The organism is Peribacillus sp. BM1 (assembly GCF_056679975.1).
Genome location: NZ_CM155259.1, coordinates 1,869,248 through 1,885,887, shown reverse-complemented (window position 1 = coordinate 1,885,887; position 16,640 = coordinate 1,869,248). Strand labels below are relative to the sequence as shown.

The window sequence follows — 16,640 nt, the reverse complement described above, 5'->3', positions numbered from 1 at the left end:
TTATCGATCCTCCGCAATACTCAAAATAATCGTGACAGCTGTTCCGATGACAGCCAACGCGACTCCAAAATCAAAAATAACGGCGGTAGCAAGTTCAGTCTTCCCGAAAATAGGCAAGTTGAAATAATTGAATGTTTGACTTAAAAATGGGGCGTCGAAAACCAAACTACCTAGACCAGTAAGTACAGCAATTAATACTCCACTTGCTGTAACCACCTTAAAATCGATTGGAATGTTTTCACGAACCCATTCAATATCAAAAGCCAAAAGTAGCAGAGTCAAGGCTGAGGCAAAACCAAGTCCTCCTATAAATCCTCCACCAGGGTCATGATGACCAGCGAAGAAAAGATCAATAGAGAATGTCAGGATAATCACGACAGCCACTTTTGTAACTGAATGCAAAATGACATCATTTGGCTTCTTCATTCCTTATCCCTCCCTGTTAATCGAAGCTTTATTAATGTGTACACTCCTAGACCTGCGATACACAGAACGGAAATTTCCAGCATTGTGTCAAATCCACGGAAATCAACCAGGATTGCGTTTACGATGTTTCTAGCACCAGCAAGCTCATACGAGTCCTCAAAATAGCTTGAAATTGGTTTAAAGAGACGGTTTCCATTGACAGACAACGCTAAGATAGTTACAACCATGCCTACTCCAATAGAAATAATGAGGTTCGTCGCTTTGAATCGCATTCGACCGATATTCTTGCTGAAATCTGGTAGATGATAGAAACATAATAAAAACAAAGCAGTTGTCACAGTTTCAACGACCAATTGAGTAAGTGCTAAATCCGGTGCTCGGAAAATAACGAAAAGCATGGATACTAGAAAACCGAGGGCACCAACAGCAATCAAGGAAGTTATCCTTGACTTTGAAAAAAGTACGGTACATGCAGCGATGACCATCCCTGCTACTAATCCACCTTCATACATACTAATCGGCGCATCATTTGAAGAATCAAAGGATATACCATTCAACAGCCAAATAGCCCCACCCAACATCAGAATCATAAATGCGAATATATAGACTAAATAGTCACGGATCGAACCCGTCATATAACGGTTCGTCAATCGATATGAAATAGACTCAGTTTTCTCAATTCCCTGATTATAGAGATGATCTAATGTCAACGATTGTGGGAAAACTCCATAGATTCTGATCCATTTTTTCAAATAAATGAACATGAGTAGACCTAAGGCGACAACCCCAATTGTCATGAATAACTCTGTATTCCAACCATGCCAAGCACTAATTTGTACATGAGCGCCACCATTTTGAGCAAAATCCGGCAAGATGGCGACGACGGCCGGCTGAAGAAGGTACTTTGAAACGACATTTGGGAAAAAGAAGATGGCAATGACAAGAGAAGCTAATATGATCGGTGGAATCAACATCCCGATCGGAGCTTCATGTGCTTCCTTTTCCAGCCGCTTTGGTTGATACTTCCCTGTAAATGTTTTAAATACGAGAATCATACAATAAATGAATGTGAAAACACTGGCTACCCATGCAATAACAGGAAAAACAATTCCGAAAGTCTCCATATTAAACACATTCAGTTGCGCAGCCTGTAATACACCTGTGAAAAACAGTTCTTTGCTCAAAAAACCGTTAAATGGAGGCAGACCTGCCATGGAAAAACTACCAATAATCGTAAGCGTAAAGGAAATTGGCATAAGATGCATTAAGCCGCCTAATTTACGAATGTCACGAGTTCCTGTTTCATGGTCAATGATGCCGACGACCATAAACAGACTTCCTTTAAAGGTAGCGTGGTTAATTAGGTGAAAAATAGCGGCTAAAACAGCCACTGCATACATCGTTGATTCATCGCCCTGTCCAAAATACATCGCAGCGGACCCCAAACCAAGTAAGCTCATGATCAACCCTAATTGACTAATCGTCGAATAGGCCAATAATGCTTTTAGATCCGTTTGTTTTACGGCATTTACAGAGCCATATAGTAAGGTAATCATCCCTACTCCTGAAACAATCCAAAACCATTCCGAGCTACCTCCGAAAACAGGGGTAAATCGGGCAACTAAGTAAATCCCTGCTTTTACCATCGTAGCGGAATGCAAATAGGCACTAATCGGTGTCGGTGCTTCCATTGCATCAGGTAACCAAGTACTGAATGGAAATTGGGCAGATTTTGTGAAAGCTCCTAGTAGAATTAAAATCATAGCTGGAAGAAATAAAGAATTCGCAATCATGCCATCTACTTCGGTTATCATTTCACGAATGCTATACGTATTTGTCATCATGGAAAGCATGATGAACCCACTAAGCATCGCAAGCCCCCCGAATATCGTGATAAGCATCGATTTTAGAGCACCTTGACGGGATTTTTTTCGTTGTGACCAGTACGCAATTAATAAAAACGAGGAGATACTTGTCAATTCCCAAAATACATATAGGACTAGAATATTATCGGAGAAGACAAGCCCAAGCATCGCACCCATGAATAAAAGCAAATAAACATAAAAGTTATGAAGTGCTTCGCGGTGTTTTGACATGTAATAAATGGAGTATAGAATAACGAGCGCGCCAACCCCAGTAATCAGAAGGCCAAAAATAAGACCTAATCCGTCCAAATAAGTGGTGTAATTAATACCTACAGACGGAATCCATGGTATCGTATTATGACTGGTCTCCCCCTTAGAAATAGCGGGGATATAACGTAACAGATAGATGAATAATGTAAGCGGCACAAAAAATACAAACCAACCTGTATGAACGCGTGGTGTAAAGCGTTTATAAATGAGTGGAACAAATATTGCAAAAATAAATGGAATCAATATCATAATGGGTAACCAATTCAATCAATCCCCCTCCTTTTATTAAAATTATGAATATAATGAAGATGGTGTCTCATAAGGGTCTGATCGTGCACTCTTAATCAGTTTGTAGCGTTTCATGCATGTAAAATATACTGGATTTAGTTGTTGCTGAGTCTGACCCTTTGCTTTATTTTAAGCCGTCCATCCCACTCTCCTAAATAGGCATTCCTGGAACTTTCTTTATTTGATTGACTGTTGATGAACCATAAGCTATAGTCATACATAGTTTAACGGAATGTAAAATCCTGTTACATTCACATCAACTCGAGGTGAACTTAAAAATGAAGAAATTGAAAGGGCGTATGGATGAAAGCATCCTCGTCTGCGTTTATTATGGACCAAACGGAGAGCGCCTCATTCAACGCGGCTGTAAAATTGCAAATATGCTTGATTGCCCACTCTATATCCTAACCATTGACCCAAAACCATTTGATGAATTAGATGTGGAAAAATCATTTTATATTGAGAGATGGAAACAATTAGCAGATCAACATAACGCCGAAGCATTTATCATTAGAGATAATGAAAAACGACCTGTTACTAAAGTAATTGCTGAAATAGCGAGGGAAAAACATATTACACAGATTATTCTCGGTCAAACAGCTCAAAGCCGTTGGGAACAAATCGCCAGGGGTTCCGTAATTAACTCGTTATTACGTGAAATTCCATTTATCGATCTTCATATCATCTCAGTTGCTCGTTCGCTTAAAGACGAAGAGGGTCACTTTGAGAAAGGAGTCCGTGCATACCTTGTGAAAGAAGGAGACTATTACCGAGTTATCTTCATTCATACAAAAAATGTTGAATTTGAAGGAATCTTCTTCAAAGAACATGGCACTGATTTTAATAATGGTATTTTCAAATTCATGAAAAACAAAGAAACTCTACAAGTTCATGTTACGGATGACTGCATCCATGATTTAACGAATGTTGACATGACGCTCGAAACATATGACGATCAACAATAACGATATACAATCCTCCGCTAGGTGATTTTAGTGGAGGTTTTTTTGTCGTTGATTGATCTAAAAACGTCAGTCCTCTCCCCTGATCTTTTACAGATTAACATCCACCTTTATCAGTTGTTCCTCAGATTTTTCAATTCCTAAATAACGTAAGGTTTCTGCAGGCGTATGGTGATGATAAATCGACATTAAAATGGAAATCGCGATCCCTTTGCGATACGCATGATATCCGAAAGTTTTTCTAAGAGTATGTGTACCGATTTTCCCCGTGATTCCCACTTCTTTCGCTGCATGGTTTATGATGCGGTACGCTTGCTGGCGTGTGATTGGCTGTGCATTTTTTTTTGACTTAAAAAGATAGTCACCGCTCGTAAAATCTAAACTTTCCAAGTAATTGTTTAAAACACATTTCACGCTATTATTTATATAATATGCCTGCTTTTCATCATTCTTATCATCACGAACACAAAGAAATTCTTTTATCTTTGTCCCATCCCAAATATCAGCTACTTTAAGCGAAAGCAAATCACTAATTCTAATGCCTGTATTAATCCCAAATACAAAAAGCAATAAATCCCGCTTAGATTGCTTCTCTAAAATTTCTTTCATTGCAATAATATTTTCGATGTCTTTTATCGGATCGACATACTCCATCGGCTTCCTCCTAATGTTACTTAATTATATGTTAACAAAAACTAAGTAACATTACAAATTTGAAAACCGCCAAAAAGGCAAAAAAAAGGCTGTCCCATAACGAAAGGGGCAGAACCCCACATCTACTTAATATCGTTTAAATGACACAATAAACGGTATATAAAGTGTGAGGTCTGACTCCTTGGGAACAACTTTTTTCAAATGCTTTCATCGTTTTTCAGGTGAATATTTCCTCTCAAAATCGAATGGACCTATACGCTGGAATCATAATATCCTTTGTAACCCCCACATAACAATCGCGACAATCGGTACGAGTACCCATACATTATGACCAAACATGCCTCTATGATTCTGGTTCTGCTTTTCCATTTGGTCTAATCTTTTAATCACTTCATCTAACTTATGCTCAAGATCAAGATTTTTTTCTTCTTCCATCATGCTCACCCTACTTTCTTCTATATACACATCTTTATATCTTATTTTCAATGCATGAAAAGAAGACCTGAAAGATTGGACGGTAGTCACTCCAAGAAGATTACCAGATTTTTCCGGTAGCTCTTTTAAAACAACACAAAGAGGATGTCCAAGAAGGGTCTGACCATTCCTTATGGGACATCCTTTAATTTTTCTCTCATTCTTCAAATATATCTACTATGAAAAATACATCTAGAGTTGATGAAAATGTACTTATACCTATTCAGACAAAATCTAGCTAAAAATAGCTAGGTACAAGCAAATTAAATCCCGCCTGTAACCCCGATTCCTTCACCCGTAATTGCAGCTGCACCGTCTGAAGCTAAGAAAACAGCTGTAGCACCAATTTCAGAAGGCTCAAGTAAACGTTTCATCCATTGTTTACCCAGGATATGGTGATTTAGTGCTTCTTCTACAGTTGTACCATCCTGTGCTGCTAGTTTTGGTAATTGTTTTTCGATTAATTCTGTACGTACTGGTCCAGGCATAATCGTATTACATGTGATGCCATCTTGTGCCGTTTCTAGTGCCGTTACTTGAGTAAATCCTACTTGGCCATATTTAGCAGCACAATAAGCGGATTTATAAGCATCAGGCACTCTGCCATGTGCAGACGATATATTAATAATCCGTCCTTTTTGTTGTTTTTTCATAATAGGAAGAACATGTTTCGTCATTAAAAATGTTCCAGTCAAAATAACGTTGATTAAAAGATTCCATTTCTCTAAAGGGAAATCTTCTACTGGAGAAAAATGAAATCGATAACTGAATTAAATAATGATATCAAAGTAAAGCTGACTTTTATCCTAGTATGAATGGTTGGCTTTTTATTTATCCCAGTTTAACTTTCAAAATTGAATCATTCATCTAATAAAAACCATTTTATATATTTTTTATACTTGATATACTTAATATACAAAGGAGGTGATTTTATTAATATTTGTCCTTATTTAGAATTTTCGATGCAAATATTAGGTAAGAAGTGGAACGGGTTAATTATCCATTACTTGTCGCTTTGTCCAAATGGCACAGCTCATTTTTCTGAGATAAAAAGGGATCTTACAGATATTACGCCTAGAGCGCTCTCGCAAAAACTTTCTGAACTAATCGAGTATGAATTAATTGAAAAAAAAGTAGAAACTGGTTCTTCCGTCAGTATTTCGTATGAATTAACAGAAAAAGGCCGCGCCTTGACAAATGCCCTCGTGCCGATCCAAGAGTGGGCACAACAGTATAAAAATCAATAAAGAAATGAGGTAAATAAAATGACAAAAAATAATATGATTTGTGATCTAGAAACAGGAGTATGCGGTGACCCAGGCGAAGACGTAATGGAAACGATTGATTTGAACCAATCTCAAGAAGTGATTAACCTTTATTATGTAACAGACCCTATTTGCTCTCATTGTTGGGCGCTTGAGCCAGTTTTACGAAAATTCGAAGAGCAGTACGGACAGTATATTAAATTCCACACTGTAATGGGTGGATTATTAGAAAGTTGGGATGGCTTTGCAGACGTAGCGAATGGGATTGGTGGTCCTGCAGACGTAGCTGGTCACTGGAGAGAAGTTGGCGAGCATTCCCGTATGCCAATTGACGGTTCATTATTCTTTACGGATCCGATTCAGTCATCCTACCCACCTTCTCGAGTATTTAAAATCATTCAACAAAAAGATGAGAAGCTAGCTAAGACTTTCTTACGTCGCGCAAGAGAAGCGGTTTTTGCCTTTAATCAAAATATTGCCGAAGAACAAATTTTGATTAATCTTGTCAATCAAATGGGCCTTGACGGAGAATCCATCGTGAAAGAAGCAGAACTTCCTAGTGGACAGCAACTTTTAGATCAAGACTTTGCCCTTGCTAGAAGTCTTGGCGTACGCGGATTCCCAACAATCATCATCGTAAACGAAGAGAATAAAGGGGTAAAAATCGTTGGTGCACGTCCACTTGACTTCTATGTAAATGGACTAGAACAAGTTCTTGCGAAAAAGCCTCAAGCACAGCCCGTTCCTGAATTAACCAAAACTCTTGAAAAAGAAGGTCTCTTGTTCTCAAAAGAAATAGAAGTTCTATATGATGTGGAACAAAGCGAAGTAAATTCTTTTTTACAAACAGAACTTTCGGCTGTTGATTATGAAAGTAAAGAAATTCTTGGAGAAGTTTATATTGAAAAAAGATGAGGATGGTAGATCTAGTAGGATGTTCAACTATTAATGATTAGCGAACAAAAAGAAAGAGCCTGTTTTGATAAGAAACACCATCAAAATACGCTCTTTTTACTCAGTGAGAACACTCTTTTATAAAAATGTTTGTTCATTCTTGCAAAACTCGCATTTTTCCAAAGTCAAGATTGCTCTTTCCAAATCTTCATTGGATTTTCTTGCCCTGCTTTCAATGGCATTTGTATCATCGAAAGTGCACGTTCCGCTTTTGTTTTTTGTAAGTCTTTATATATATCTTTTGATTTCCCTAATCCCACTTCAACCGCATTCTCAACTGATGCACAATAAAAAACCTTTTCGATTCCAGCAAAGTACATAGCTGATAAACACATCGGACAAGGCTCCCCACTTGCATACATTGTATAACCTGATAGATCATTCGTTTGTACTTGCTCTTGCACGCGCCGGATAGCAAGTAATTCCGCATGCCCGCTAACATCATACGCTTTGTGCAGTTCATTCACGCCTTCAGCTACAACCTTGTTATTTTTGACAAGTACTGCACCAAAAGGTTGACCACCACAACGAACATTTTCAATCGCTAGTTCTACTGCTCGTTCCATGAATTTGTCCATTTTAAAAACATCCATTAATATTCTTTTTAAGAGGTAAAGAAATGAATCGAGAAAAAAGGTCCACATATGAATAAATCCCCAATTTTCACAACTTATCTTTTTCCATTTCCTTTAGCTTCCCATAAAACGCTGCCTGACTGAGCCTTGTAATTATACAAATCTCCTTAACAGTTTTATCTGTTTTTTTCGTACTTCAAGGGCATGGTTCATTCCTGGATGTTTATTTGTATATTTTTTTACCCTTTCTCGATTTTCCCTTTTGTTTGGCTAATTTAATTCCTGAAAGCTACTTTTCTTTAATCTAGGTTTTGTTCTTGAATACTTACCCCGAGCATATCCATAGATCATTTTTCTTCCTTTTTTAATATGTATTTTTGATAGGTGCTATTGAGGATCTATTAAGCTAACAATATCAAGGAATCAAAGACTTATCAATTGAGTGTATTCTATTTATATTGAATAGACTGATCAGCTCTTACCGTTTAGCCCATACATAATTAACTTACAAAAGAATAAGAACCCTATTATTAAATAACTATAACAGAAGAATAAGCTACACAATTGACCAACGATTACAATTACCTAAACTAATGTAACCGTTAAGTAGGATAATCTTGGAGATAATTATCATATTTCTCTATTTTCTACGATACAATTATTGATTAGTGTTATTAGTTAAATTACTAAACCCTTTGCATCTCTAGATCCACACTTTTTTCTCCGCAATCTGGAACATGACTCACATGCTCTCTATAACATTTTGATCCCGAATCCTGCTGATATTTACCTTTTTGTTTCTCATTAATTTTAAGCTTGTTGATGCGACAATTACATTATCTCCATACTCTAACCTCAATAAGTGTAGAAGGCCGAGCATATAACACTGCTCAGCCTTCTTATTACCTAACGACGATGTTCTACAAGGTCTATTACGCCCAATACTACGTGTGCTAAACCGAAACCAAAAATGGTATTTGCAATCATTTTGTTTGATCCACGATTTTGTTTCATTACGTAACCTGTAACCGTTACAGCAGATCCTAATGCAGTTGGTATTAGACCTTCACGAATATTCATAGTAAAATCCCCCTACATCGTAGTTAGTTGGTGTATATTCACCATCTTTATTGTTACCTTTATAAGTAGAAATATGCTATTCCAAAAAGTTCCATGATATATTAATAAATCTAGTATTTAATGGTATTCTTCATGTGAAATATTCTAATTTAGCATTTGGGAAAAATTTTTCCATATAGGTGTATAGATGTTTTTTCATGTCCTCTTCTTCCTCTTTTTGATAAATATATTTTCCTATTCCATATTTCCCCCACTTGTACCTTCTTTTCTCTTCAATTAACTCTAATTTTGTCATGGGGTAGTTTTTTTCGATTACTCTCTTAGCTGGCTTAGTAAATCGATGTTGAATAAACTCAAATGTTAAATCTTTTTTAGCTTCTAAAGGCAATTCCTCACTCAAACGCTCAAACATATGATAGTATCCGTCCTCCCACCCTTCATGAAGATAAATGGGTGCTACTATAAAACCAAGTGGATATCCAGCTCTTGCAACTTTTCCTGCAGCCTCAATTCTTTTTACTAGAGGAGAAGTCCCTGGCTCAAAGTTCTTAATCACATAATCAGCGTTAACACTAAATCGAAACCTTGTATTTCCATTATGTTTAGCATCAAGTAAGTGATCTACATGATGAAATTTTGTTACAAACCTTAATTTCCCATGCTCTGATTCACCAAAATGTTCAATCGCCCGTTTTAACGTATGGGTTAAATGATCAATCCCAACAATATCAGATGTACAGGATGCTTCAAACCTAGTCAGTTCGGGCGCGCGTTCCTCCATATATTTGTCGGCAGCTTCCAGGATTTCCTCGACATTAACATACGTACGGATATATGGCTTGCTCCCCATCGTAGTTTGTAAATAGCAATAATGACAATGACCCATACAGCCTGTTGCAAAAGGAATAGCGTACTCTGCTGATGGCTTTGATGTGTCAAACTTAAGCGTTTTTCTAATTCCAACTACTAACGTGGATTTTGCTACTCGATATCTTTGAAAATCATTTTCGCCAGGAAGATTCCTTACTTGATTATGGGAAGTCGTATATCGTATTTCAACATCCAGTTTTTCAAATTTTTCTTTAAGCTCTCTTCCTAATGGATAATCCAACGCATTGGGTTCAAAATATACGAGCTTAGGTGTAAATGGCATATTCATTCCAATGTCCCCTCTGATACGTCTTCATAATAGTAATTGAAGGCTTGATTCGCCTCATCTTCTGTAGAGTAAATAGCCATTTCACTGGATAGCGGATAATAAGTTTCATAAAGAAAAATAGCTAATTCATTGGGATTCTCAGGGTTATTTACAACTGCTGCTACCTGTATATTTGCTACATCCTGCGTGTGCGGGTTACGGTAAAAAACATAGACAATATCTCCAGCATGATATGTTTGATTTTCGTTATAAAGTTCCATTTATATCACCCTTTTCTTTAAGAACTATTAGGTAAAGTTATTCATTATTAAAGTTTTGCCTTTAGTTCCTAAAATTATGTTTTCTTGATTATGTAAAGGTTTGAAATTTATAATAATATTTTGTTTAAACATACACATTCGGCTCATAATAACTTTGAGGAACATAACTATTTTTGAAATGGGGTTAATGATAAATGAATTTTGAAATTAGAAACTCTACTGAAGAGGCACTTATTAAATATAAAAAAGGACTTGGATTGTTCACCGAAAAAATGCCTGAATTTGCAAAACAATTTAATTCTTTTACTGAAGAATGCTTTAAAGAAGGTACTTTATCTCAAAAAGAAAAACAATTAATCGCATTAGGCATCAGTCTCCATGCTCAGGACGAGTATTGTATCATCTATCATACAAAAGGATGCCTTGATCAAGGTTGCTCAGAACAAGACATTCTTGAAACTATAGGTGTGACTGCAGCATTTGGAGGTGGGGCATCCATAAGCCAAGGAGTTACTCTTGTTCAAGAATGCATCCAGGAATTGAACCAAATGAAACAATAAAATTTCAATAGTAGTTTAGTTTAAGGATGGAATCGTAAAGAGTTCGTCCTTTCTCTTTGATTCTCTTGGAGTAAAATTTACTCAAACAATAAATAAATTAAACTATTTGTAAAAATTAAACATTCATTCAATCTCGACCTATCTCTTTTCACTTGGAAAGCAGTTTTTCATCGTATATTTCTAATTACATTCGACCCATATTTTTATGTATTTCCCCCCACTTTTTTAAAATAATAGTAATAATACATATTTTTATTAGAGGTGAATGGTGATGATCAAATTAAACTCAGAATTAGAAGAAAAAAAAGCCAATTTTGGACTTGCTCGAAAAATGTTTAACTCCTATGGGTGTAGTTTCTGTAGTAATTTTGAATATGACCAAGGGAAATTCGATGCAGTTTTATAGCGGGAAGGTGGGGAATCGATCTATTTAAGAATCCCTTTTAATGTTTTGACAGGGGCATTAGATCATTCTAATGCCTATATTGAGTTTGGAACACCTTATGTTATTAAACATGTAGTGAATATTGGGTTAGACTATGATGAAAACTCTTTACTAACAGCTTCCACAGGACTTAATCAATTTCAAGAGCCTTTGGATAAAGACTGGGATATAAGAGATAAAAGTAGGTGGGTAAAAGCTGGCGAAGAAACAATAGAACAAGTATTGCATTCCATGAATGAATTATTAAACTCTCTTATAGTGCTTGTGATTGAATCAATAAACAAATCAGCGCACTCGTCATTCCCACTTCCTAACCATTCCTTTTCTTTATATAGTAATTTAGTAATTAAGGACAGAGAATGTTAAGAAAAGAAATGATATCATGACGGTCTATTCTCGTTAACTAATTGATTTAAGAAATTAACATGCACTCTGTCCTTATCTAATATCCCTTCAATTAATTGTCGACTTTCAGGGTCTAAATCCCCTTTTACAATTTTTTCAGACACTTGGATCCCATAATAATCTTCTCCCTTTAATGCACTTTCTATTATTCCAGCCGGTGTATCAGGAATCATAAATTGACCAATAAAGCCTTGGACGGAACCAATCATCCCTTCATCATCCACTGGTGTTCCTCCAAGGTTTTGAATTCTTTCAGCAACTTTTAAGGCATGGTTCTTATGATCTTGTTGAATTCTTTGAAATTCACTTTTTATGTAAGGTTCGTTTAATTTCTGTATGTGGTGTTCATAAGCATGGATACCCATGTATTGCCCTTTTAAAAATTTATTTAATGTTTTTACTACACCATTTTCTTCCATTATTAACCACTCCTTTTTTTATTTATTATTGTCATAGTAGTAATGGTTATCCCTTCTATATGAAAGTAATTTTTTTACAGTTTAATCACACTAATTTAGAGGAAAATTAACTATAACTTATAAGAAAAGGAGTAGATTTAATGAGCGATCAAGTTTTAAAAGAACAGGTGGTTAAAATTATCTCTGATCACAGAACGGGTATTCTTTCATCTGTTGAAAATAACAAGCCCCATTCACGGTATATGACGTTCTATAATGACGACTTAACATTATTTACACCAACGAGAATGGATACTGAGAAAATAGAAGAAATAGAAAAGAATCCTTCCGTTTCTGTATTGTTAGGTTATGAAGAAAAAGGACAAAGCGATGCATATGTTGAAATCTTAGGAACATCTTCCATTAATGATTCACAAGCTTTGAAAAAACAATTTTGGGACGAATCATTTAATAAATGGTTTGACGGTCCTGAAGATCCGAACTACGTGTTTCTTCAAATAGAACCTGAAACTGTCCGTATATTAAACATCCATGGCGAGCATTCTCAAGAGCTTACTATAGAAAATGGAGGGTAACTCAAATTAATTAGACTCCTACAGTCCTCCCTTTGGCTCTTCTTTCCATTTACTTCAAACGAAAAGAAGAGCCATCAATGAGGTCAACATCCTCTCTTGTTTTAACCTCTTCCATTAATTTAAATAATGCTTCGTCTTTTCTCTTGGCCTCAATCATACAGTCAATTTGTGAGATACTGCCATTTATCACTTTCAGAAACTTGAAAAACATATCGATGTCTATATAATCTGAATGGTGGCGATACGCTTTTTCGCTTTTCGGACTTGAAATGTGCATTTTAATTGGAAGTGGAGAATGCCTCCATGTTTGCACAACTCGATTCCAGTTATCTTCCCAACTTTTATTTTGATGATGGGCAAGGTGATGATGATAATTGAATACAAGCGGAATATCTAGTTTTTCACATAAGTAGAGTGTATCTTCTAAGGTAAACGAAGTATCATCATTTTCAAGCATGATCATTTTTTGAATGGATCTCGGAACAACCATCCAATTATCAACAAAACGTTCGAGTGATTTTTCAGTTTCCTTATAATTGCCGCCCACATGCATCACACAGCGATGAGTCGAGTCAATCCCCATCCCCTTTAGTAATAAGTAATGCAGCTTTAATGTATTTATTGAATTTTTCAAAATCTGCTTCTTCATGGAATTAATAATAACAAAATGATCTGGATGAAAATCAATTCTTATCTTATGTTTTTTAGCAAAATCTCCAATCTCAAGGAGCAGTCCTTTTAGTGGTTTTATATAATTCCAATCAAGCAGTTCTTCATGGTTCGCCAAGGGAATAAGACGAGAGGTTAAACGATAAAAATGAATGTCAGAAGCTACATTATGCTTAAGGAGCCTAAGTGTATTTTGTAAATTCAATATTGATATACGTTCCAATTTGCGAATGGCAGCTTCCCGATCATGAATTTTCTGAAATTGGGTATAAGTCATCGTTTTCGACGGGGACGCGTTTTTTAATTCCATGCTCATGGCAACATAGCCAAGACGTACAATTGTCATTTTTCCCACCTCATCAAAGGGAGAATAGAAATTATTAATAGCTCATCTTTCCAGTTATAATAGGGAAATGGTCTAAGTAAACAAGAAGAATCTTCCTATCTATACTTACCATTCCACCGCAGAACTTGATATACGTTTGACTCCCCGAATTGAAGCTACTTCTTCTATAAGTCTGTGCATGGCAAGGTTCTTCTGTTTTGCTTCTATCATAATGTCAAAATCTTGATTAAGTATCTTTGCCATTTTTAAGAATGGGAGTACGAAGTCTAAAGAGACAAAATCTGCGTGGGAACGATAGGCTTGTTCTGATTTTGGCGAAGAAATGTGGACTTTTGGTACAGCCTTAGAATCATTCCAAGTGTTAAAAATGCGTTGTAAATAAAGTGTAAGTTCAACCTCCCCTTTATTCGCCATATGGTGATGATAATCAAGAATCATCGGTATATTTTCTTTTTCACAAGTAATAAGCGTTTCCTCAACTTCATAGGTTTTATCATCGTTTTCAAGCGTCATATGCTTTTTAATTTCTATTGGCAATCTTTTAATATTCTGATGAAAGCGTCCTAATGACATGTCTTTATCCCCATAGGCTCCACCAATATGAATATTAATAATTCCCCTCTCCAATGCATTCATAGCTTCAAGCATCATAAAATGATATTCCATATTCATCACTGCATTCATGGTCACCTCTTCTCGTGGGCTTGTAAAAAGTGTAAATTGATTTGGGTGAAAACTCGGGCGAAGCTTAAATTGATTTATTAATTGACCAAGTTCTTCCCATTCGGTTTTGAATGGAGTAATGAAATCCCACATTACTTCCGGATGGGTTGCTAAGGGTACAAGTGAGCTTGAAAACCGATATAATTCTATTTCATGCGCGATATTATAATACAAAATTCTTTTCGTATGATGTAAATTTTGTGCAGTGACAGTTTTGAGCTTCTCCATTCGCTCGTTTTTAGGAAGAGCTGAATACCGTGCAAAAGTTAAAGCCTTTGAAGGGCTTGCATCCCATAAGCCCATCGCATTCGCTACATAGCCAAATCGAATCTTCATCTATTTTTCTCCTTATTTTAATACAATGCAATTATTTACAAGAATACTCTTAGACATTAAAATCAGTAAACTCTAAACCCTATTAGTTCCCCTTATGTTATACAAATTCTCTATTAGGTATACATATTCTTGCGATATTCAAGCAGCAGCTTTAGGCTTTATCACTTGTGCAACTAATGGCTCTAAAATATGACTGTCATCGTGTTACCTGGTGTTACAATGGTGTCAAGCACAAAACCATTGTGGTCTGTGGCCGCAAGAAATAAAGTGAAAATTCAATTAGTGGGGATTTTTCGTCCCCTCCACTGATTATTAGTGGCGCTAGGATCGAAAGTACGAACTAAGGTGAGTTTCACTGTATCTCACCAATCGGGCTTTTACTTCAAAAAGTGAGGCGACTGCCCAGCTTATGACCTCAGACGGGCTAGGAGCCGCAACTAGATTGGGCAGTTATGAGTAGAATCAAAAAAACACCCCCATCATAGTCCCATACTGAACTGCCCCGTAAATGTTAGACACCAAACTAACATTTACGGGGTGTTTTTATGTCTAAATATACAGTAGAGGATAAGTTAAAAGCGGTAGAACGTTATTTAACTGGAAAGGAAGGCTATAAAACCATTGCAGAAAGCATTGGTACAGTGAAATCACTAGTCATTACTTGGGTTAAATTATTTGAAGCGCAAGGGGCAGAAGGTTTTCAGAAGGGCTATACAAGTTACTCCAGTCAGTTTAAACTAGACGTACTCAATTTTATGAACGAAACGGGCGCGTCTTTTCGAGAAACGGCAAGCACATTTAATATTTCTGCTCCCAGTACCATTTATCAATGGGATCAGTTGCTGAAAACAAAGGGATTGGACGCGCTAGAACCAAAGAAAAAGGGGCGTCCATCTATGAAGAAGAAAACAATTAAAACGACACCAGCTGAGGGCTCAGTAGAAGCGTTACAAGCGAAAATCGAGCGTTTAGAAGTGGAGAATGCTTACTTAAAAAAGTTGAATACTTTAGTTCAAATGCAGGAAAAATTACAAACCAAATCAAAGCGCAAGTAATTTTTGAACTAAAGGATCCGTATGGCGTTGTGGATCTAGTTGAAGTCGCAGACATTCCACGCAGCACTTATTATTATTGGGAGAAACGATTAGACCGAGTGGACAAATACGCCGATATAAAAGAGGCAATTAAGAAGATTTATCATGAACATAAAGGTCGCTATGGGTATCGTCGCATCACAAAAGAGCTAAAGAAATATGGTTTTATTCATGATCCGAAGACCATCAATCGTTTAATGAATGAGCTTGGCTTAAAATGCATGGTCCGTATGAAGAAGTATCGTTCTTACAAAGGGAACGTGGGTAAAATCGCGCCGAACGTATTACAACGTGATTTTAACGCAGATAAAATGAATCAAAAATGGGTAACAGATGTGACCGAATTCCATCTTTTCGGGGAAAAACGTTATCTGTCGCCTGTCCTCGATTTATGTAATGGCGAAATTATTGCGTACAAAGTCATGAGCCGCCCTGTCTATCAACTCGTGGGCAATATGTTAGATGAAGCAATAAAACGTCTTAAACCGGAAGACAAAGTCATTCTTCATTCCGATCAAGGCTGGCATTATCAAATGAAGAAGTATCAGAAAACATTACAAGAGCACCGAATTACACAAAGCATGTCTCGTAAGGGTAACTGCTTAGATAATGCCGTTATCGAGAATTTCTTCGGCTTATTAAAGTCTGAATTGCTGTACCTGCAAGAATTTGAAAGTATGGCTCATTTTGAAAGAGAATTAAAAGAGTACATTGAGTACTACAATCACAAAAGAATGAAGGCAAAATTAAAAGACCTGAGCCCGGTAGAATACCGAACTCGGATCTTAAAAGTTGCCTAAAATATTTGTCTAACTTTATTGGGTCAGATCATACAG

The 16,640-nt window shown here is 36.5% G+C and carries 18 protein-coding genes and 2 pseudogenes; 7 read left to right on the top strand and 13 right to left on the bottom strand.

Going from position 1 to position 16,640, the window contains the following annotated elements:
- Positions 1–426 carry a Na(+)/H(+) antiporter subunit B gene (locus tag AC1MGI_RS09080; protein WP_480349421.1) on the bottom strand — a complete coding sequence of 142 codons (426 nt, stop codon included), beginning with the start codon at positions 424–426 and terminating at the stop codon, positions 1–3.
- The gene (locus AC1MGI_RS09075; RefSeq protein ID WP_480349747.1) at positions 423–2,810 is read right to left on the bottom strand and encodes a Na+/H+ antiporter subunit A; all 2,388 of its coding nucleotides are present in this window, start codon (positions 2,808–2,810) and stop codon (positions 423–425) included. The genes AC1MGI_RS09080 and AC1MGI_RS09075 overlap by 4 nt, the downstream gene beginning before the upstream one ends.
- Before the next feature lie 317 nt (positions 2,811–3,127).
- Here AC1MGI_RS09075 and AC1MGI_RS09070 point away from each other — a divergent pair, with 317 nt between their 5' ends.
- Complete coding sequence (locus AC1MGI_RS09070; protein ID WP_480349420.1) at positions 3,128–3,814, top strand: universal stress protein; 687 nt, start codon at positions 3,128–3,130, stop codon at positions 3,812–3,814.
- An 87-nt stretch (positions 3,815–3,901) separates the two neighbouring features.
- On the opposite strand, the gene AC1MGI_RS09065 is transcribed toward AC1MGI_RS09070, so the two are convergent.
- The 3 genes from AC1MGI_RS09065 to AC1MGI_RS09055 form a co-directional block, all read right to left on the bottom strand.
- Positions 3,902–4,465 (bottom strand): tyrosine-type recombinase/integrase, encoded by a 564-nt coding sequence (locus AC1MGI_RS09065; RefSeq protein ID WP_480349419.1) that lies wholly within the window; start codon positions 4,463–4,465, stop codon positions 3,902–3,904.
- Between the two features lie 264 nt (positions 4,466–4,729).
- The gene (locus AC1MGI_RS09060) at positions 4,730–4,903 is read right to left on the bottom strand and encodes a hypothetical protein (RefSeq protein WP_480349418.1); all 174 of its coding nucleotides are present in this window, start codon (positions 4,901–4,903) and stop codon (positions 4,730–4,732) included.
- A 299-nt stretch (positions 4,904–5,202) separates the two neighbouring features.
- On the bottom strand, positions 5,203–5,634 hold the full coding sequence (locus tag AC1MGI_RS09055) for an SDR family oxidoreductase (RefSeq protein WP_480349417.1): 432 nt from the start codon (positions 5,632–5,634) through the stop codon (positions 5,203–5,205).
- Between the two features lie 237 nt (positions 5,635–5,871).
- On the opposite strand from AC1MGI_RS09055, the gene AC1MGI_RS09050 reads away from it, so the two are divergent.
- Entirely contained in the window at positions 5,872–6,186 is a 315-nt protein-coding gene (locus tag AC1MGI_RS09050; RefSeq protein ID WP_480349746.1) for a winged helix-turn-helix transcriptional regulator, read from the top strand.
- 18 nt (positions 6,187–6,204) lie between these two features.
- The gene (locus tag AC1MGI_RS09045) at positions 6,205–7,119 is read left to right on the top strand and encodes a DsbA family protein (protein ID WP_480349416.1); all 915 of its coding nucleotides are present in this window, start codon (positions 6,205–6,207) and stop codon (positions 7,117–7,119) included.
- Between the two features lie 164 nt (positions 7,120–7,283).
- Here AC1MGI_RS09045 and AC1MGI_RS09040 read toward each other — a convergent pair whose 3' ends face one another.
- From AC1MGI_RS09040 to AC1MGI_RS09020, 5 genes and pseudogenes are all read right to left on the bottom strand, one after another.
- Positions 7,284–7,736 carry a nucleoside deaminase gene (locus AC1MGI_RS09040; RefSeq protein ID WP_480349415.1) on the bottom strand — a complete coding sequence of 151 codons (453 nt, stop codon included), beginning with the start codon at positions 7,734–7,736 and terminating at the stop codon, positions 7,284–7,286.
- 85 nt (positions 7,737–7,821) lie between these two features.
- Positions 7,822–8,019, bottom strand: a pseudogene (locus AC1MGI_RS09035) (recombinase family protein); the annotation flags it as partial.
- Between the two features lie 620 nt (positions 8,020–8,639).
- The gene (locus tag AC1MGI_RS09030; protein WP_480349414.1) at positions 8,640–8,813 is read right to left on the bottom strand and encodes an asparagine synthase; all 174 of its coding nucleotides are present in this window, start codon (positions 8,811–8,813) and stop codon (positions 8,640–8,642) included.
- A 130-nt stretch (positions 8,814–8,943) separates the two neighbouring features.
- Positions 8,944–9,972: a spore photoproduct lyase gene (splB, locus tag AC1MGI_RS09025; protein ID WP_480349413.1), complete on the bottom strand. Its 1,029-nt coding sequence runs from the start codon at positions 9,970–9,972 to the stop codon at positions 8,944–8,946.
- Positions 9,969–10,232, bottom strand: a complete 264-nt coding sequence (locus tag AC1MGI_RS09020; RefSeq protein WP_480349412.1) for a transcriptional regulator SplA domain-containing protein — start codon at positions 10,230–10,232, stop codon at positions 9,969–9,971. The genes splB and AC1MGI_RS09020 overlap by 4 nt, the downstream gene beginning before the upstream one ends.
- A gap of 194 nt (positions 10,233–10,426) precedes the next feature.
- Here AC1MGI_RS09020 and AC1MGI_RS09015 point away from each other — a divergent pair, with 194 nt between their 5' ends.
- The gene (locus tag AC1MGI_RS09015; protein ID WP_480349411.1) at positions 10,427–10,792 is read left to right on the top strand and encodes a carboxymuconolactone decarboxylase family protein; all 366 of its coding nucleotides are present in this window, start codon (positions 10,427–10,429) and stop codon (positions 10,790–10,792) included.
- Between the two features lie 265 nt (positions 10,793–11,057).
- Positions 11,058–11,603 (top strand): annotated as a pseudogene (locus tag AC1MGI_RS09010) (YugN family protein).
- Positions 11,604–11,617: 14 nt separating this feature from the next.
- Here the strand turns inward: AC1MGI_RS09010 and AC1MGI_RS09005 are convergent.
- A complete protein-coding gene (locus AC1MGI_RS09005; RefSeq protein ID WP_480349410.1) occupies positions 11,618–12,061 on the bottom strand; it encodes a ferritin-like domain-containing protein in 444 nt (147 codons plus the stop codon).
- A 140-nt stretch (positions 12,062–12,201) separates the two neighbouring features.
- Here AC1MGI_RS09005 and AC1MGI_RS09000 point away from each other — a divergent pair, with 140 nt between their 5' ends.
- Complete coding sequence (locus tag AC1MGI_RS09000; protein WP_480349409.1) at positions 12,202–12,636, top strand: pyridoxamine 5'-phosphate oxidase family protein; 435 nt, start codon at positions 12,202–12,204, stop codon at positions 12,634–12,636.
- A gap of 49 nt (positions 12,637–12,685) precedes the next feature.
- On the opposite strand, the gene uvsE (AC1MGI_RS08995) is transcribed toward AC1MGI_RS09000, so the two are convergent.
- Together uvsE (AC1MGI_RS08995) and uvsE (AC1MGI_RS08990) are read right to left on the bottom strand one after the other, a co-directional pair.
- Positions 12,686–13,651, bottom strand: a complete 966-nt coding sequence (uvsE, locus tag AC1MGI_RS08995) for a UV DNA damage repair endonuclease UvsE (RefSeq protein WP_480349408.1) — start codon at positions 13,649–13,651, stop codon at positions 12,686–12,688.
- Between the two features lie 105 nt (positions 13,652–13,756).
- Positions 13,757–14,710 (bottom strand): UV DNA damage repair endonuclease UvsE, encoded by a 954-nt coding sequence (gene uvsE / locus AC1MGI_RS08990; RefSeq protein WP_480349407.1) that lies wholly within the window; start codon positions 14,708–14,710, stop codon positions 13,757–13,759.
- Positions 14,711–15,255: 545 nt separating this feature from the next.
- Here uvsE (AC1MGI_RS08990) and AC1MGI_RS08985 point away from each other — a divergent pair.
- A protein-coding gene (locus AC1MGI_RS08985) for an IS3 family transposase (protein ID WP_480348478.1) occupies positions 15,256–16,604 on the top strand; the annotation gives its coding sequence in 2 pieces (ribosomal slippage) (positions 15,256–15,700 and positions 15,700–16,604; 1,350 coding nt in all).
- Positions 16,605–16,640 lie beyond the last annotated feature (36 nt).